Annotated in this window: 25 protein-coding genes; 24 read left to right on the top strand and 1 reads right to left on the bottom strand. The window is 54.3% G+C overall.

Going from position 1 to position 15469, the window contains the following annotated elements; genetic code table 11:
* Positions 1-308 precede the first annotated feature (308 nt).
* The 3 genes from rpsL to fusA all read left to right on the top strand — a co-directional run bounded on the left by rpsL (position 309) and on the right by fusA (position 3435).
* Positions 309-677: a 30S ribosomal protein S12 gene (gene rpsL, locus C5Y83_RS16455; RefSeq protein ID WP_105330870.1), complete on the top strand. Its 369-nt coding sequence runs from the start codon at positions 309-311 to the stop codon at positions 675-677.
* 83 nt (positions 678-760) lie between these two features.
* A complete protein-coding gene (gene rpsG / locus C5Y83_RS16450) occupies positions 761-1231 on the top strand; it encodes a 30S ribosomal protein S7 (RefSeq protein WP_105330869.1) in 471 nt (156 codons plus the stop codon).
* 125 nt (positions 1232-1356) lie between these two features.
* Positions 1357-3435 (top strand): elongation factor G, encoded by a 2079-nt coding sequence (gene fusA / locus C5Y83_RS16445; RefSeq protein ID WP_105330868.1) that lies wholly within the window; start codon positions 1357-1359, stop codon positions 3433-3435.
* Between the two features lie 17 nt (positions 3436-3452).
* On the opposite strand, the gene C5Y83_RS16440 is transcribed toward fusA, so the two are convergent.
* On the bottom strand, positions 3453-3719 hold the full coding sequence (locus tag C5Y83_RS16440; RefSeq protein WP_158262383.1) for a hypothetical protein: 267 nt from the start codon (positions 3717-3719) through the stop codon (positions 3453-3455).
* Between the two features lie 363 nt (positions 3720-4082).
* On the opposite strand from C5Y83_RS16440, the gene rpsJ reads away from it, so the two are divergent.
* From rpsJ to secY, 21 genes are all read left to right on the top strand, one after another.
* Complete coding sequence (rpsJ, locus tag C5Y83_RS16435; RefSeq protein WP_146117800.1) at positions 4083-4400, top strand: 30S ribosomal protein S10; 318 nt, start codon at positions 4083-4085, stop codon at positions 4398-4400.
* Positions 4401-4514: 114 nt separating this feature from the next.
* Positions 4515-5204 carry a 50S ribosomal protein L3 gene (gene rplC, locus C5Y83_RS16430; RefSeq protein WP_105330865.1) on the top strand — a complete coding sequence of 230 codons (690 nt, stop codon included), beginning with the start codon at positions 4515-4517 and terminating at the stop codon, positions 5202-5204.
* Positions 5205-5239: 35 nt separating this feature from the next.
* Positions 5240-5872, top strand: coding sequence for a 50S ribosomal protein L4 (gene rplD / locus C5Y83_RS16425; protein WP_105330864.1), 633 nt, complete (start codon positions 5240-5242; stop codon positions 5870-5872).
* A 58-nt stretch (positions 5873-5930) separates the two neighbouring features.
* Positions 5931-6257 (top strand): 50S ribosomal protein L23, encoded by a 327-nt coding sequence (gene rplW / locus C5Y83_RS16420; protein ID WP_105330863.1) that lies wholly within the window; start codon positions 5931-5933, stop codon positions 6255-6257.
* A gap of 52 nt (positions 6258-6309) precedes the next feature.
* Complete coding sequence (rplB, locus tag C5Y83_RS16415; RefSeq protein ID WP_105330862.1) at positions 6310-7170, top strand: 50S ribosomal protein L2; 861 nt, start codon at positions 6310-6312, stop codon at positions 7168-7170.
* Positions 7171-7219: 49 nt separating this feature from the next.
* Complete coding sequence (rpsS, locus tag C5Y83_RS16410) at positions 7220-7492, top strand: 30S ribosomal protein S19 (protein ID WP_105330861.1); 273 nt, start codon at positions 7220-7222, stop codon at positions 7490-7492.
* 85 nt (positions 7493-7577) lie between these two features.
* The gene (gene rplV / locus C5Y83_RS16405; protein ID WP_105330860.1) at positions 7578-7928 is read left to right on the top strand and encodes a 50S ribosomal protein L22; all 351 of its coding nucleotides are present in this window, start codon (positions 7578-7580) and stop codon (positions 7926-7928) included.
* Between the two features lie 47 nt (positions 7929-7975).
* Positions 7976-8698 (top strand): 30S ribosomal protein S3, encoded by a 723-nt coding sequence (gene rpsC, locus C5Y83_RS16400; protein ID WP_105330859.1) that lies wholly within the window; start codon positions 7976-7978, stop codon positions 8696-8698.
* The gene (gene rplP, locus C5Y83_RS16395) at positions 8637-9074 is read left to right on the top strand and encodes a 50S ribosomal protein L16 (RefSeq protein ID WP_105330858.1); all 438 of its coding nucleotides are present in this window, start codon (positions 8637-8639) and stop codon (positions 9072-9074) included. Before rpsC ends, rplP begins: the two co-directional genes overlap by 62 nt.
* Before the next feature lie 68 nt (positions 9075-9142).
* On the top strand, positions 9143-9343 hold the full coding sequence (gene rpmC, locus C5Y83_RS16390; protein WP_105330857.1) for a 50S ribosomal protein L29: 201 nt from the start codon (positions 9143-9145) through the stop codon (positions 9341-9343).
* 32 nt (positions 9344-9375) lie between these two features.
* Positions 9376-9690: a 30S ribosomal protein S17 gene (rpsQ, locus tag C5Y83_RS16385; RefSeq protein ID WP_105330856.1), complete on the top strand. Its 315-nt coding sequence runs from the start codon at positions 9376-9378 to the stop codon at positions 9688-9690.
* A 63-nt stretch (positions 9691-9753) separates the two neighbouring features.
* The gene (gene rplN, locus C5Y83_RS16380; RefSeq protein WP_105330855.1) at positions 9754-10122 is read left to right on the top strand and encodes a 50S ribosomal protein L14; all 369 of its coding nucleotides are present in this window, start codon (positions 9754-9756) and stop codon (positions 10120-10122) included.
* Positions 10122-10457, top strand: coding sequence for a 50S ribosomal protein L24 (gene rplX, locus C5Y83_RS16375; protein WP_105330854.1), 336 nt, complete (start codon positions 10122-10124; stop codon positions 10455-10457). The genes rplN and rplX overlap by 1 nt, the downstream gene beginning before the upstream one ends.
* A gap of 61 nt (positions 10458-10518) precedes the next feature.
* Positions 10519-11091 (top strand): 50S ribosomal protein L5, encoded by a 573-nt coding sequence (gene rplE, locus C5Y83_RS16370; protein WP_105330853.1) that lies wholly within the window; start codon positions 10519-10521, stop codon positions 11089-11091.
* 74 nt (positions 11092-11165) lie between these two features.
* Positions 11166-11351, top strand: coding sequence for a type Z 30S ribosomal protein S14 (locus C5Y83_RS16365; protein ID WP_105330852.1), 186 nt, complete (start codon positions 11166-11168; stop codon positions 11349-11351).
* 13 nt (positions 11352-11364) lie between these two features.
* On the top strand, positions 11365-11763 hold the full coding sequence (gene rpsH, locus C5Y83_RS16360; RefSeq protein ID WP_233207310.1) for a 30S ribosomal protein S8: 399 nt from the start codon (positions 11365-11367) through the stop codon (positions 11761-11763).
* A gap of 108 nt (positions 11764-11871) precedes the next feature.
* Entirely contained in the window at positions 11872-12417 is a 546-nt protein-coding gene (gene rplF, locus C5Y83_RS16355) for a 50S ribosomal protein L6 (protein WP_105330850.1), read from the top strand.
* A gap of 75 nt (positions 12418-12492) precedes the next feature.
* The gene (rplR, locus tag C5Y83_RS16350) at positions 12493-12858 is read left to right on the top strand and encodes a 50S ribosomal protein L18 (protein WP_105330849.1); all 366 of its coding nucleotides are present in this window, start codon (positions 12493-12495) and stop codon (positions 12856-12858) included.
* A 78-nt stretch (positions 12859-12936) separates the two neighbouring features.
* Positions 12937-13419, top strand: coding sequence for a 30S ribosomal protein S5 (rpsE, locus tag C5Y83_RS16345; protein WP_105330848.1), 483 nt, complete (start codon positions 12937-12939; stop codon positions 13417-13419).
* On the top strand, positions 13419-13916 hold the full coding sequence (gene rplO / locus C5Y83_RS16340; protein WP_105330847.1) for a 50S ribosomal protein L15: 498 nt from the start codon (positions 13419-13421) through the stop codon (positions 13914-13916). Before rpsE ends, rplO begins: the two co-directional genes overlap by 1 nt.
* Positions 13917-14083: 167 nt before the next feature.
* On the top strand, positions 14084-15469 hold the full coding sequence (secY, locus tag C5Y83_RS16335; RefSeq protein WP_105330846.1) for a preprotein translocase subunit SecY: 1386 nt from the start codon (positions 14084-14086) through the stop codon (positions 15467-15469).

Raw genomic sequence — 15469 nt, 5'->3', positions numbered from 1 at the left:
AGATGCAAATCGCCCAAACGTTAATCCGCTAGGTGCCATGGCCACGTTCGCGTGGCCATGTGCCATTTCTAGACGGATCTGGAAAGACATCCCGACGTGTTCTTCGCTGGGGCTTATGATGGCCACGAAAACTCCGAGTGGATGGAAGCAAAATACCCGACGTCTGAACGCCCATTACGGGTTGACAGTTCTCGGCAATCGGATAATTTAAAGGGCTTCCCATAATCCTTGGGAAGCGACAGTAAGCACACAGAAATTCGGCCGCCTTCCTTTTATCGCGGCCCAGATTAGAAGCAACGGCCTTTTGCATGCCTACTATTAATCAGCTGATTCGACGTCCGCGGAAGAAGAAGCGTAAGTTTTCAAAGTCTCCCGTTTTGGACAAGTGCCCGCAGAAGCGTGGTGTCTGTTTGCAGGTTCGCACGATGACCCCTAAGAAGCCAAACTCGGCTCTTCGGAAGATCGCTCGTGTGCGTCTGTCGAACCAGAAGGAAGTCACCGTGTACATTCCCGGTGAAGGCCATAGCTTGCAGGAACACTCGATCGTGCTGGTTCGCGGCGGTCGTGTTCGCGACCTTCCGGGTGTGCGGTACCAAGTTGTCCGTGGTGCCTTGGATGCCCTGGGTGTCAACGGTCGTAAGCAGTCTCGTAGCCGTTACGGTGCCAAGAAGAGCTAAGCATGCTGCCTGGCCTAGGGCCGGCGTGTTGCTTGGGTGAATATATTTCAAGAACGAACACAGCGAATAGTTAGTTACCAAAAATGGGTAAAATCACCGCCAGCCGCGAAACGTTGAAGCCAGATCCACGCTACAAGTCGATCTTGGCCAGCAAATTCATCAACTGTCTGATGCAAGACGGCAAGAAGACGACCGCCCAGGAAGTTTTCTACGGCGCGATGGATGAACTGAAGAAGCGTGTTCCTGATGACGAGCCGATTGACGTTTTCACTCAGGCCGTGGAAAACGTGAAGCCGCACGTCGAGGTTCGCTCGAAGCGTGTTGGTGGTGCCGCGTATCAGGTTCCTATGCAGGTGAATCGCACCCGTCAGCAATCGCTTGCGATTCGTTGGTTGCTATTGGCAGTTCGTGAAAAGAAGGGGCGTCCTGCCCACTTGAAGCTGGCCGACGAGTTGTTTGCCGCCTATAACCGTGAAGGCACTGCATACACCCGTCGCGAAAACGTGCACCGCATGGCAGATGCGAATAAGGCATTTTCGCACTTCGCCTGGTAAAGCCGTTCATCGAAAGCCGTGCTTCAGTAAAAGTGCGGCTTTTTTTATGCGCGCATCGCAGCAAAACTATTCTCCTTGGATTGAGTAGCAGGAAGGGTTCAGCCGCACAGGCTGGCAGTAGAGTCATGTCGCGAAAGCTTGAAGACATTCGGAACATCGGTGTGATTGCCCATATCGACGCCGGTAAGACAACCGTCACCGAGCGGATGCTTTTCTACAGCGGAACTTCTCATCGCGTTGGTGAGGTCGATAAGGGGACGACAACTACCGACTTCGACCCAGAAGAAGCCGAGCGAGGGATTACGATCTACTCGGCGTGCGTCACGTTTCCTTGGAAGGATTACACGATCAACTTGATCGATACGCCTGGCCACGTCGACTTCACAGCGGAAGTCGAGCGTTGTTTACGCGTGCTCGATGGAGGCGTGGTTGTGTTCAGCGCACGGGAAGGTGTGGAGGCACAAAGCGAAACCGTCTGGCGTCAAGCCGATCGATACAAGGTTCCCCGTGTGGCGTTCATCAACAAGATGGACCGCGAAGGGGCGGACTTTGAATCGGTGCTGGCTGAGATCGAGCGTCGGTTGAAAGCGAATCCCGTTCCCATTCAAATCCCGGTCGGAGCGGGCCCGCCGCACGTCAAGGACGCCTTTCGTGGTGTGATTGATCTCATTGAAATGAAGATGCTTCACTTCGGCGAAGGGGATGAAGATCGCACGGTTGAGGTGCAGGATATTCCCGAGGATTATCTCGACAAGGCTCAGCTGTATCGAGATAACCTGCTCGAGAAGCTTTACGATCTTAGCAATGAATTGATGGAGTTGAGTCTTTCTGAGGAGCCCATCCCGTCAAAGCTGATTCGCGACGTACTGCGAGAAGGTACTCTCTCGCGGCAGCTACAGCCGGTGATGTGCGGTTCTGCATTGGATGGAATCGGCGTGCAGCCAATTCTCGACGCGGTCACCTATTACCTGCCAAGCCCCAAGGATGTGCCGCCGGTCGTAGGGACGAATCCCTCCAAGAAAAATCAGGCCGAGAAGCGTTCGCCCGATCCGAGCGAACCGTTCTGCGGTCTCGTTTTTAAGGTGCTTCCCGCGAAACATGGTGATATGACCTGGGTCCGGGTTTACTCTGGTGAGTTGAAGCCGAATTCGCGTTTGTTGAATCCCGGGCGCGATGTCAAGGAGAACTGTGCCCAGCTTTGGCACATTCAGGCCTCGCGGAAAGAGCAGGTCGATCACGTGGGCTGCGGCGATATCGTCGGCATCATTGGTCTCCGTCACTCGGTGACCGGTGATACGTTGTGCGATACGAGGCATCCAATTCTGCTCGAGTCGATTAATTTCCCCGAAACGGTGATCGGGATGGCGATCGAACCGGAGTCGTCAGCGGACCGCGATAAGCTCTCGGAGACGTTGGCGATGATGCGACGGCAGGATCCAACGTTTGATGCCATCGAGAACAAGGACACCGGGCAAACGATCATTAGCGGGATGGGAGAGCTCCATCTTGAGGTGATTCGCCACAAGTTGCTTCGTGATTTCAAGCTAAATGTGAAGGTGCATAAGCCGCGCGTGAGTTATCGCGAAACGGTTGGAAAGTCGGCGAAGGTGACCGGGGAATGTCACCGCATCATTCAAGGTCAGCAGTTGTTTGCGAAGCTTCAAATTCAGGTCGAGCATGTCCCAGATCAGCAACCGACCGTGATGGTGATCTCGAAGTGCCCGCCCGAGCAGGTACCATTTGACTTGATCGAGGCAGCAATGGAAGAGCTGCGTAGCCGCAGTGTTGGTGGCGGTATTATCGGTGGTTTCCCACTCGCTGATCTCAAAATTACCATACTCGGGGCTGAAGCGGCCGAGGTCGGCTCGACCGAAACAGCCTTCGCGATTGCCGCCGGAGACGCGTTTGAAAAGGGTCTGGAAGCCGCAGTGCCAACCTTACTCGAGCCAATCATGAAGCTCACGATTACGACCCCTGAAGAATACATGGGGGATTTCGTGGGGGACATCATGAAGCGTCGTGGCGAGATCGCCAAAACGGAGAATCGCTCTGGTGATGCGATTATCGAGGCTCATGCCCCACTCGCCGAGTTGTTTGGCTATTCGAGTGCGATGCGAAGTCTGAGTCAGGGTCGGGCCTCTAGTAGCATGGAGCCACTAAAATATGCCGCTGCCCCCCCTGAGCTAATTAAGCAGTTTATGTAGAATGTGTAGCTTGCCGGTTAGTCATCGCTAGATTGGCGTTGATTAGGCCGTGTGGTCTCTCCGTTAATGGCATCGGTCAGGTCTTGAGCGATATCAAGGACGAGGCCGATCCCCTGGTAAGCCAGGAAGGTCAGGACCATCGAGATCGCCATCACCGCAAGAAAGCGGTGAAAGTTGAAATCGACAACACGGAATACGGCAAGGCCGAAGCAGGTCATCGAGATCATCACAAAGGTGCTGCGGAGAGAAAAACGAGTTCCGGATGTGCCAGTCAAGTGTGCCATCGTTTGCGGGCCCCTGTCTTGTGTTGTCTCGGTTCACCGCCCCAATCTCCTATTTTGCGAGAAGAGGGGCAAGGGAAATCTCATTCGAGCACTCCGAATAGATAAGGGGGCTCGGTTTTTCGGGTCGCGACACGGTTGCCCGCAGGTGGCCGTTCGATGCTGTTTCACTCGAGAAAACCAGGTGTTTCCGTCGCTTCGAGCGTGGTCTCGGAAAAAGGTTCGAAATAAGAACCGGAGCCCATTGACGAAGCGGCCTCAGATTTTTAATATCATCTGTTTCCCGAATAGCTCTGAGAGCGACTAGGGAGCGAAAGAAATTTACTAGCCCGGCAAGCCGGGGAGAAGTTAATAGGGATCAGCAACGTGGCGAAAGAAGTTATTCGCATTCGGATGGAAGCTTACGATCACTCGATCTTGGATCAGAGTGCTCTCGACATCGTCGATACGGCGAAGCGGACCCATTCGGAAGTGCATGGTCCCATTCCGTTGCCGACCCGCATTGAACGCTATACCGTTCTCGCTGGTCCGCATATCGACAAGAAGGCACGTCAGCAATTTGAAGTGCGGACGCACAAGCGTCTGATCGATATCGTTCAGGCTACCGCCAAGACGATCGAATCGCTCAATAAGCTGAACTTGCCAGCTGGTGTCGATATCAAGATCAAGGCAACGACCCGATAGTTTCATTTTTCACAGCTCGTTTTTAAGAGTCTCTGAATGGCTGGAAGCTTCGGTTGGTAATTAGCCCGGTGGCTAATCCAGCGAAGCGAGCAACAGACTACAAGGCGACGAATCATGGCAAAAGGCATACTCGGCCGTAAGGTCGGGATGACCCAGATCTATACAGAGTCTGGGGAAGTAATCCCGGTAACGGTCGTTCAGGCAGGCCCGTGTCACGTGCTTCAGGTGAGAACCTTGGATCGCGATGGATACGAGGCAATTCAGATCGGATACGGCGACAAGCCTCGTCGGTTAGCGATTCGTAGCGAACGTGGTCATGTTGCTCCTCTCTCGAGCAAGCGATCCAAGAAGTTGGCTGCCGCTGGCGGCGAAGCTGCCGCGAAGGCGGGTTGTGAGCCCAAGCGATTTATTCGCGAGTTTCGTGGTTCGACCGAAGGCTATGAAGTCGGCCAAGAGATCGGCATTGGCGTTCTCGCTGAAACCGTAAGAGTCGATGTGATTGCCACGAGTCGTGGTCGCGGTTATGCCGGTGTGATGAAGCGGCATAACTTCGCTGGTCAGCGTGCTACTCATGGTGTGAAGAAGGTTCACCGTCACTCAGGTGGTACTGGCTGTAGTGCATATCCTAGCCGGACCTTCAAGGGCCTGAAGATGAGCGGCCAGTACGGTAACGCTAAGGTTACCACTCGTAACCTGAAGGTGGTTAAGGTCGACGAAGAGAACGGCGTGCTGCTTTTGAATGGTGCCGTGCCAGGCCCCAACGGTGGTTACGTGATCATCCGTGAAACCAACATGGTTCGCTAAGGTATCCATCGCGCCTCGCGTGAAAGAATTTTCCCATGGTGAGTTTGCCCATATTTGACAAGAGCGGAAAGGAAGTCGGCAAGTACGAGCTTGATCCGGCCGAAATCGCTCCGTCGATTAACAAGCAGTTGCTGCACGACGCCGTCGTGATGTACCAGGCGAATCTTCGTCAAGGTACTCATCGTACGAAGACACGTGCTGAAGTCGCTGGTTCGACCAAGAAGATGTATCGCCAAAAGGGTACTGGCAACGCACGTGCCGGTTCCAAGCGTAGCGGTGTTCGCCGTGGTGGTGGTCATATTTTTGCGATCCGTCCTCGCGACTACTCGTTCCGCCTGAATAAGAAGGCTTTGAAGATTGCCACTCGCATGGCGATCGCCAGTAAGATTCAGAGCGAGCAGGTTATGGTCGTTGATGACCTCGCCCAGAGCGAAATTAAGACCAAAAGCGTTGCAGGTGCCTTGAAGGCTCTTGGCGTCTATGGTCAGAAGATTGGGATTGCCCTCGAAAAGCACGATCCAGTTTTCTATCGCAGTGCACGAAACATTGAAGGCGTGTCGGTTAGCCCGGTCGCCGAGCTGAATGCCTACTCGGTGTTGCGTCCTCGCAAGCTGCTTATTACCAAGGCCGCTTTGGACAGCCTCCGCAGCAGTGGCAAAAGCGAGTAATCGCAGCCAAGCGTTAGCAGTATTCAAGTCAACCTGACATAGCGACAGAGGTGCCAAAATGGCACGGCCATACTTCAAAATTGACGAAGCCACCGCGAAGGGCACGCTTGAATCACACCAGGTGATTCTGCGTCCGCTTGTCACCGAAAAGGGTGTTCAGGCTTCGGAAGATTTGAATCAATACACGTTTGAGATCGCACCTACGGCCACTAAGCTGGACGTTCGCCGTGCGGTTGAAGAGTTGTTCGACGTCAAAGTCGCCGGCGTGAAGACGCAATCGCGGAAGGGCAAGGCCCGCCGTTATCGTTTTCGCAATGGAAAGACCCGCAACTGGAAGAAGGCCATCGTTACGTTGGCTGAAGATCAAAAGATCGACTTCTATTAATCGACTCGGTCCTTTCCTAAGCTGCGACACGTAATAGATTACGAGACGAAACATGGGTATCCGAAAATACAAGCCGACCTCCGCTGGGCGTCGTAACGCTTCGGTTAGCGACTTCAAGGAGTTGACCAAGGGTGCGAAGCCGGAAAAGGCCTTGCTCCGCAAGATCACCAAGACCGGCGGTCGTAATAACCAAGGTAAAATCACCGCACGTCATCGTGGTGGTGGTCATAAGCGACGCTTTCGCGTTATTGACTTCCGCCGCGCCAAGGATGGTGTGCCGGCACTCGTTGCTTCGGTTCAGTACGATCCAAACCGCAGTGCTCGTATCGCCCTCTTGAACTACATGGACGGCGAGAAGCGATATATCCTTTGCCCAGATGGGTTAAAGGCTGGCGACAAGATTCAGAATGGCCCCGAAGCTTCCCCTTCGGTTGGCAACTGCTTGCCGCTCAAGAATATTCCAGCGGGAACGACCGTTCACAATATCGAGATGGTGCCTGGTCGTGGCGGTGCGATGTGCCGCAGTGCAGGTAGCTCGGCCACCTTGATGGCCTGTGAAGCCGATTGGGCTCAGCTTTCCTTGCCGTCCGGCGAAATTCGCCGCGTGTCGAGTCGCTGCCGAGCTACGATCGGTCGCGTAAGCAACCCTGATCACGAGAAGGTTGTGTTGGGTAAGGCGGGTCGTAAGCGTTGGCTTGGCCGTCGCCCTCACGTTCGTGGTACTGCGATGAACCCGATCGATCACCCGCACGGTGGTGGTGAAGGTCGTACCAAGGGTGGTCGTCATCCGGTTACCCCGCAAGGTAAGCCAACCAAGGGTGGTGCAACGCGTCATCGTAAGAAGGCTTCGAACCGTTCGATCGTTCGCCGACGTCGTTCGCGTCGCTACGGTCTGCTTAAGTTGTTGAAGTAAGAACCCCAGCACACCAGACCGCGAATCGCGATCCTAGAGGTTTTCGAGAATGAGCCGATCCCTGAAAAAAGGGCCGTTTGTCGACCCGAACGTTTACAAGAAGGTTGCTCAGCAAGAAGAAGCTGGCACCAAAGATCCGATCAAGACTTGGGCTCGTGCCTGCACGATCATCCCGGAATTCGTCGGTCACACTTTCATGGTGCATAACGGCAAAGCCCACCTGAAGGTTTACGTCACCGAAGACATGGTGGGTCACAAGTTGGGTGAATTTTCCCCAACGCGTACTTTCCGTGGGCACGGTGCTGACAAGAAGAAGAAATAACGCATACCGATTGGCATACGCAGCGTGGCTGCCCACGGCATGTCGGGCCAGACCTGACGCTCGTGGATCGAGGAGTTGATCAACCATGTTCAAAGCGACCCACCGACTGGCACGCATCAGCCCGCGAAAGGTGCGCCCGCTGGCCGATTTGGTGCGTGGCAAACTTGCTGACGAAGCGCTCGACATTTTGCGGTACCAACCGCATCGTGGCGCTCGTCTGCTGGAAGATGTCATCAAGAGTGCGATCGGCAACTCGCAAGACTCGGAGCAGAACGAAGGACGCACCGCCAATCAGGGTGCTCTGTTCGTCGCCGAAGCTCGCGTGGACGGCGGTCCGATCATTAAGCGATTCCGCCCTCGAGCACGCGGAAGCGCGTTCCCGATTTTGAAGCGGACCTGTCACATTCACGTCACCCTGGAGGAACTCCAAGGCTAAGCCCAGGCTCATCGAGTCAGGCCCAGTCTTCGAGACGAGAGACAAGCATGGGACAAAAAGTTAATCCAGTTGCGTTTCGTACCGGCGTGATGGTCGGCTGGAAGAGCAAGTGGTTTGCATCGAAGCGTGATTTCCCGGGCCTTTTGTTGGAAGACAAAAAGATCCGCGGCTTCATCCAGAAGCACCCTGATCAACGCATTCGACAGAAGTACCGCAACGCTGGTATCGACAAGATCGAGATCGAGCGTACGCGTGACGAAGTTCGCGTGACGCTGTTCGTCGCCCGACCAGGTCTGATCATTGGTCAGAAGGGTCAGGAAGTCGAGAAGTTGCAGGAAGAACTACAAAATTTGGTCGGTCGCCGAATCAATCTGAAGATTGAAGAAGTGGGTCGCCCAGAGCTTCGAGCTCAGTTGGTCGCCGAGGATATCGCCGATCAGTTGGCCAAGCGTGCCAGCTTCCGACGCACTATGAAACGTGCGATCGAAAGCACCATGGAGGCTGGTGCCCGTGGCATCAAAATCCAGATGGCCGGTCGTCTTGGTGGTGCGGAAATGGCTCGCCGAGAAAAACAAATTGAAGGATCGATTCCGCTGAGCACCTTGCGGGCGAAGATTGATTACGGCTTCACCGAAGCTCGTACGCCACAAGGACACATCGGGGTTCAGGTCTGGATTAATAACGGTTTTTACGAAGGGGACGACTCCGATGGCTATGATGCCCAGACGAGTGAAGCACCGAAAAAGCCAAAGAAGACGTATAAAAGGTAATGCCACTCGTGGCAACACCGTCGTCCTCGGCGATTTTGGACTTCAATCCACACAAGCGGGTCATATTACCGCTCAAACGATCGAAGCGGGTCGTATTGCTGCTCAGCAGTACGTCCGTGGTATCGGTAAGTTGTACATTCGGATTTTCCCCCACAAGTCGGTAACGGCTCGTCCGTTGGAGACTCGTATGGGTAAGGGTAAAGGTGAGCCCGATCGTTGGGTTGCCACCGTTAAGCCCGGAACCGTGATGTACGAACTCAAGGGTGTTACCGAACAGCAAGCAAAGATTTGCTTTGCTCGTTTGGCTCACAAGATGCCGGTTCGATGCCGCTTCGTGCGTCGTCGTCCCGACCTGGAAACCGAGGCTTCGGCGTAACCACCTGGTGCCGAACAATGGTTAGCGGCACTTAGCCCGCGAATTCAACGTGGATAGGCGATAGAGCGATGAAAGCAAGTGAATTGCGAGATATGAGCGACGACCAGCTCCAGGCGAACCTGAAGAACGCCATGGAAACGCTGTTTCGTTTGCGAGTTCAATCCCAGACCGAACGTTTGGATGCCCCCAGCGAGTTGGCCAAGAACCGCAAGCTGGTTGCCCGCATCAAGACGATTCAACACGAACGTGCCGCCGCGGCCAGCACCTAATTCAAACGCAGTTTTAAGAGAGATATTCGGCAATGCCCAAGAAAGTATTGGTCGGTCGCGTGACGGGCGACAAGCAAGATAAGACGCGACGCGTCGAAATCGCCCGCCGAATTCGTCATCCGCTGTACGGCAAGTACTACTCGCGACGTATGGTCTGTCACGTTCACGACGAGAACAACGAGTCGGGACTGGGCGATCGCGTCGAGATCATCGAAAGCCGACCACGCAGCAAGACGAAGCGTTGGGAATTGGTGCGAATTGTCGAGAAGAGCACCGAAGTCGACGTGGCTGCCTTGAAGGCGGCACGCGAAGCGGCTGCTCAGCTGCAGGAAAATCAAGATAGCTAAAGGCTCCCGTACATCCGCTAACGCTGTTATGCAGTTGAAGCATAGGGTTGGATTTAAGAAGCGATGATTCAACAAGAAACAAGACTGGCCGTCGCCGACAACACCGGAGCGAAGCAGGTCATGTGCATCAAGGTTTTGGGTGGAACGCGTAAGCGAACCGCTGGCCTGGGTGACGTGATTATTTGCTCGGTCAAGGAAGTCGTGCCCGGTGCGGACGTGAAGAAGAAGGCAGTCGTTCGGGCTGTGATCGTTCGCTGCAAGAAGTCGACCCGCCGCCCCGACGGAAGCTATATCCGCTTCGATCGTAACGCGGTGGTGCTGATCGACAAAGACAATAACCCGCGTGGCACGCGTATTTTCGGTGCGGTCGCTCGTGAGCTGCGTGATCGTAAGTTCATGAAGATCGTCAGTTTGGCGAGTGAGGTGGTCTAATGCATATCAAAGTTGACGACACCGTCGAAATCATCACCGGGGCCGACAGCGCTGGCCAACTGCGAGGCAAGGTCCTCAAGGTTTTCTCCGACAAGGGCAAGATCCTGGTCGAAGGGGCTGCGAAGGTCTACAAGCACGTCAAACCAAGCCAACGTAACCCACGTGGCGGTAAGCTCTCGAAGGAAATGCCAATCGACATTTCCAACGTGATGCTGGTTTGCACCGAGTGTAAGAAACGCACCAAGACCGGTGCCAAGATCAAAGAGGACGGCAGCAAGGTTCGCTACTGCAAATCGTGCAGTGCCGAACTTGGTACGCTGAGCCCCGCCAAGTAACACTGCTTCACGAGCAGTTTCCAAAACATAGGCGTGAGCCGGTAAACGTTCGAGATAAGCCATGAGCAAACCACGACTTCAAGAACAATTCGAAAAAGAAGTGCTTCCGGCACTGGCTGAGAAGCTGGGTCGTAAGAACCCGATGAATCTGCCGCGTCTGCGTAAGATCGTCGTGAACATGGGTGTCGGCACCGCCGTCACCGAAAAGAAGCACGTTGACGAAGCTGCGGAAGCAATGGCCGAATTCACCGGTCAGCGTCCTCAGATTTGTCGGGCACGTAAGAGCGTTGCTGCTTTTAAGCTTCGCGAAGGCATGCCCATCGGTGTGAAGGTGACCTTGCGTCGCCAACGGATGTATGAATTCCTGGATCGCCTGGTTTCCCTGGCACTTCCCCAGGTTCGTGACTTTCGCGGTGTGAATCGCAAGAGTTTCGACGGCAATGGTAACTACACCATGGGCCTGACCGAGCAGATGGTGTTCCCGGAATTGAACCCGGACAAGTACACCCGTCAGCAAGGGATGGACATCACGTTTGTTACCAGTGGTGCCACCGATGACGAAGCCCGCGAGCTGCTTGCCATGTTGGGCATGCCGTTTCAGCGGGATGAACCGAAAAAGAAGAAAACCGCCTAAGCAATTTCGCTGAACGCGGCAAGATATATAACGTTTGTTACCCAGTCGATTCGTTTTCCAGGTAGGAAATCCTCGTGGCAAGCAAGTCAAAAATCGCCAAGGCCACTCGCGAGCCGAAGTTTTCGTCTCGGCGTGAGCGTCGCTGCAATATGTGCGGACGGCCACGTGCCGTGTATCGGAAGTTCGGTGTCTGCCGTATCTGCATTCGCAACTTGGCGGATCGAGGGCTGATTCCAGGTTTACGCAAGGCGAGTTGGTAAGGGGACCCCAAGTATCATGATGACCGACCCTATCGCCGACATGTTGACCCGCATTCGCAATGCGGTTCGCGTCGAGCACCCACACGTCGAAATGCCCACGTCCAAGGTAAAACGCGGCCTAGCCGACGTCTTGAAACGTGAAGGTTACATTTGGGACTGGGTGGAAACCGACGATTACCCAGTTAAACAGATCCGTTTGGAACTGAAGTACGGCCCCAGCGGGGAACGTGTTATTCAGCACATCAAACGCGTCAGTAAACCAGGCCGTCGTATTTACTCGAAGTCGACTGACCTTCGTCCGATCCTTAACGGAATGGGCATTACCGTGATCAGCACCTCGAACGGGGTGATCAGCGATCGCGAAGCTCGCCAAAAGAAGATCGGTGGCGAAGTCTTGTGCGAAGTTTGGTAAGCGATTCTCGCCAAACTAACCGTACACTGACCCAACGATTCATTAGTTCATACAACCCGCAGGACAGTCTCCTTCGCAGAGACCCATTGCCTTTTAAAGGTTAAGAAAATGTCCCGACTAGGACGCAAGCCGGTCGCCGTACCCGAGAAAGTGAAAGTCTCGGTTGATGGCCAGACGGTGAACGTAGAAGGCCCATTGGGCAAACTATCTTACACCGCCAATCCGGAAATCACGGTTGAGGTGGGTGAAGATGGTAAAGACGTGACCGTGACTCGTAAGAGTGACACCCGTACCGCGAAGGCCATGCACGGTTTGACTCGTGCACTGATCTCGAACATGGTGCTTGGTGTTGATCAAGGTTACGAAAAGCGTCTTGAAGTCGTGGGCGTGGGTTACCTTGCCGCGATCGCTGGCGACGTCCTGCAACTGCGTGTTGGTTTTGCCAACGAAGTGCATAAGAAGATCCCCACCGATCTTGATGTCAAATGCCCAGATCAGACGCACATTGTCGTCAAGGGTATCGACAAGCAACGGGTTGGTCAGTTTGCTGCCGAAGTGCGTGCTGTGCGAAAGCCTGAACCTTACAAGGGTAAGGGCGTACGATACCAAGGCGAACGCGTCAAGCTGAAGCCAGGTAAGGCCGCAGGTAAGTAATCGGTAACCATCCAATTTCGGTGAAGTCAACGTGCCCAGGCCTACTCGCCAGGCACCTACGAGGCTAGTAAAGTCGTGAACAAGCAAAAATTCATCGCCAAACAGCGTAAGCGTCGGAGCAACCATGTCCGTCGAAAGGCTCGCGGCAATGCAGAACGCCCTCGGCTGACGATTTTCCGCAGCAATAATCACATCTACTGCCAGATCATCGACGATGAAGCAGGTCGCACCTTGGTGTCGGCTTCGTCGCGTGACAAAGATCTGCGCAGCGAAGGCACCGCCGGTAACTGCGATGCAGCCGCCAGCATTGGTAAGGCAATCGCGGAAAGGGCCCTGGCAGCCGGATTGAAGCAGGTTTGCTTCGATCGTGGCCACTTTCGCTACAACGGTCGCGTCGCAGCGCTTGCCGCGGCCGCTCGTGAAGGTGGTTTGGACTTCTAAACGAACATAAGTACTAACAGCGTTGGGAATCGCTAATCCGCATCGGATTGGCAACATCCAAACGGGAGAGCCGATACAGTGGCGAAAGATTCTGGCAAAGGCGGATTCGTCGAAAAGGTCGTCAAGATCAAACGCTGTGCTGCCGTGGTTAAGGGTGGTCGTCGATTCAGCTTTGCTGCGATGGTCGTCATTGGCGATGGCAAGGGCCGCGTCGGTTGGGGCTATGGTAAAGCCAACGAAGTTCCACCAAGCGTGCAAAAAGCGGTGAAGCAAGCCGAACGTAAGATGATCGAAGTTCCTGTGACCGAGGGTAGCATTCCTCACCAGGTAATCGGTCGTTTCGGCGCTGGTCAAGTTATCATGCTTCCGGCTCACCCTGGTACGGGTATCATTGCTGGTGCGTCGGTCCGTGCCGTCTGCGAAGCAGCCGGTCTTCACGACGTGCTAACCAAGAGCTTCGGTTCGACCAATCCGGTCGTTCTGGTGAAAGCCACCATGAATGCCCTGGAACAGCTCCGAACCAAGGATGAAATTCAACGCCTGCGAGGAGTGGCCGTCTAATGAGTTTGCACGAAATTAATCAAGGCGTTCAGAAGAACAAGCGTCGCCAACGTATCGGTCGTGGTACCGGTAGTGGCTGGGGCAAGACCTCGCAACGTGGTCACAAGGGTGCTCGTAGCCGTGCTGGCTGGTCGAACCGTGCTACCTTCCAAGGTGGTCAGACCCCGATCGTCCGTCACGTGCCAAAACGCGGCTTTAATAACAAGTGGGCCGATACGGTTTCTTGTGTCAACATCAAGGACCTGAACGAACTGTTCGACAACGGCGACACCGTTAATGCGGAAACGCTTCAGTCCAAGGGACTGTGCAAGCGCCGCTTCGACGAAATTAAGATCCTCGGCGACGGCGATCTGTCGAAGAAGTTGACCGTGGAAGCACACCGCTTCAGTGCGTCGGCCAAGGAAAAGATCGAAAAGGCCGGTGGTACCTGCACCACGGTGGTCCGTCGCGTGACCGTCGCGGAGAAGAAGGAACAAGCCAAGCAGGCGAATAGCTAAATAGCACTCTGTTTCGAGTCGCTAAGCTTCGAGCTGTTGGGTGGTCTGGCTGTGGATAGGTAATTTGGTGTACATTCTCCTATCCACGCAATTCTCACGGATTGCACCCTTCGCCAGGCCCCTAGCAGGGCTTCAATCGGATTAGCCACATCTCAGGTTAGATTGTCATGCTGGAAAAAGTACGCGTCATCTTCACGATTCCTGAACTGCGTCGGAAGATTGGGCTGACAATCTTTCTGCTGGCCGTGTTTCGCATCGGCTCGCAGATTCCTCTTCCGATGATCGATCAGCTAAAGCTGCAAGAGATGTTTGCCCAGCAAGGCAACGGCGGCGTCTCCGATCTCTTGCAACAGGTGTCGGTGTTCAGTGCTAGTGCTCTGAACCAGATCACTATCTTCGGTTTGGGCATCATGCCCTATATCTCGGCCTCGATTATCTTCCAATTGCTCGGCACCGTCTGGAAGCCGCTGGAAGAGCTGCAAAAAGAAGGCGAGACTGGCCGTAAGAAGATCAACGAATATACCCGCTACGCGACCGTGGCGTTATGTATCGTCCAAAGTTACTTCTATCTGGCGACGATGGCCGGGGTTGGGGAGGACGGTAATAGTATCGTGAACCAAGCGTTTTGGACGTCTAGCGATCCCGCCAACCTCGATAAGAGTTTGTATTGGGGCTGGGCGATTGTCGCGGTGGCGATCATGACCTGTGGTACCGTATTCTTGATGTGGCTCGGCGAGCAGATCGATGAGTTTGGTATCGGGAACGGGATCAGCCTTTTGATCATGGCAGGTATTCTCGCTCAGATGCCGGGTGCCTTGCTGGAACTTCTTTACAACGCCAAGCCAGAACTAACCAACTTTGCCACCGGCGAAATTGGTATCGAACATATCGTGGTGTTAGCCGTCGTCTTTGTGGCGGTGATTACCGGCGTGGTCTTCATCATGCAGGGGCAACGTAAGATCCCCATGCAAAGTGCGAAGCATGTTCGTGGCCGTCGCGTCTATGGTGGAACGCGTCAGTTCCTGCCGCTGCGAATTAATCAAGCTGGTGTGATGCCGATCATTTTCGCCAGTAGCTTGTTATTGTTCCCGCAGTTTGTCTTCCAAGCACTGGGACGATATACCAACTGGGCCGTGTTCAATAGCTTGGCGGAAGTCTTTGCTCGCGGGCAAAGTTTCCTCTACGTCGCTTGCTATATCGCGTTGATCTACTTCTTCTGCTACTTCTGGACGGCGATTACCTTCAACCCGAAGGACGTGTCAGAGAACCTGAAGAACTTCGGTTCGTTCATTCCTGGATATCGCCCAGGCCGTCGTACGGAAGAGTACTTGGAAAAGGTGATGGTTCGTATCACCTACGTCGGGGCAGGCTTCTTGGCTTTGGTTGCCATCATTCCGACCATCGTTTCGGCAGAACTGGGGGTCTCACCTCAAGTTGCCAGCTTCTACGGTGGTACTGGTTTGCTGATCGCCGTGAGCGTGGCATTCGATCTTGTACAGAAGATCGACAGTCACTTGGTGATGCGAAACTACAAGGGCCTTATCGAAGGCTAA

The sequence above is a fragment of the Blastopirellula marina genome (assembly GCF_002967765.1).
Taxonomy (GTDB): domain Bacteria; phylum Planctomycetota; class Planctomycetia; order Pirellulales; family Pirellulaceae; genus Bremerella; species Bremerella marina_A.
This window is presented reverse-complemented; position numbering and strand designations above follow the sequence as displayed.

Coding starts and splice junctions, on each gene's coding strand:
- rpsL (WP_105330870.1), top strand. CDS start 309: ATGCCTACTATTAATCAGCTGATTCGACGTCCGCGGAAGAAGAAGCGT.
- rpsG (WP_105330869.1), top strand. CDS start 761: ATGGGTAAAATCACCGCCAGCCGCGAAACGTTGAAGCCAGATCCACGC.
- fusA (WP_105330868.1), top strand. CDS start 1,357: ATGTCGCGAAAGCTTGAAGACATTCGGAACATCGGTGTGATTGCCCAT.
- C5Y83_RS16440 (WP_158262383.1), bottom strand. CDS start 3,719: ATGGCACACTTGACTGGCACATCCGGAACTCGTTTTTCTCTCCGCAGC.
- rplC (WP_105330865.1), top strand. CDS start 4,515: ATGGCAAAAGGCATACTCGGCCGTAAGGTCGGGATGACCCAGATCTAT.
- rplD (WP_105330864.1), top strand. CDS start 5,240: ATGGTGAGTTTGCCCATATTTGACAAGAGCGGAAAGGAAGTCGGCAAG.
- rplW (WP_105330863.1), top strand. CDS start 5,931: ATGGCACGGCCATACTTCAAAATTGACGAAGCCACCGCGAAGGGCACG.
- rplB (WP_105330862.1), top strand. CDS start 6,310: ATGGGTATCCGAAAATACAAGCCGACCTCCGCTGGGCGTCGTAACGCT.
- rpsS (WP_105330861.1), top strand. CDS start 7,220: ATGAGCCGATCCCTGAAAAAAGGGCCGTTTGTCGACCCGAACGTTTAC.
- rplV (WP_105330860.1), top strand. CDS start 7,578: ATGTTCAAAGCGACCCACCGACTGGCACGCATCAGCCCGCGAAAGGTG.
- rpsC (WP_105330859.1), top strand. CDS start 7,976: ATGGGACAAAAAGTTAATCCAGTTGCGTTTCGTACCGGCGTGATGGTC.
- rplP (WP_105330858.1), top strand. CDS start 8,637: ATGGCTATGATGCCCAGACGAGTGAAGCACCGAAAAAGCCAAAGAAGA.
- rpmC (WP_105330857.1), top strand. CDS start 9,143: ATGAAAGCAAGTGAATTGCGAGATATGAGCGACGACCAGCTCCAGGCG.
- rpsQ (WP_105330856.1), top strand. CDS start 9,376: ATGCCCAAGAAAGTATTGGTCGGTCGCGTGACGGGCGACAAGCAAGAT.
- rplN (WP_105330855.1), top strand. CDS start 9,754: ATGATTCAACAAGAAACAAGACTGGCCGTCGCCGACAACACCGGAGCG.
- rplX (WP_105330854.1), top strand. CDS start 10,122: ATGCATATCAAAGTTGACGACACCGTCGAAATCATCACCGGGGCCGAC.
- rplE (WP_105330853.1), top strand. CDS start 10,519: ATGAGCAAACCACGACTTCAAGAACAATTCGAAAAAGAAGTGCTTCCG.
- rplF (WP_105330850.1), top strand. CDS start 11,872: ATGTCCCGACTAGGACGCAAGCCGGTCGCCGTACCCGAGAAAGTGAAA.
- rplO (WP_105330847.1), top strand. CDS start 13,419: ATGAGTTTGCACGAAATTAATCAAGGCGTTCAGAAGAACAAGCGTCGC.
- secY (WP_105330846.1), top strand. CDS start 14,084: ATGCTGGAAAAAGTACGCGTCATCTTCACGATTCCTGAACTGCGTCGG.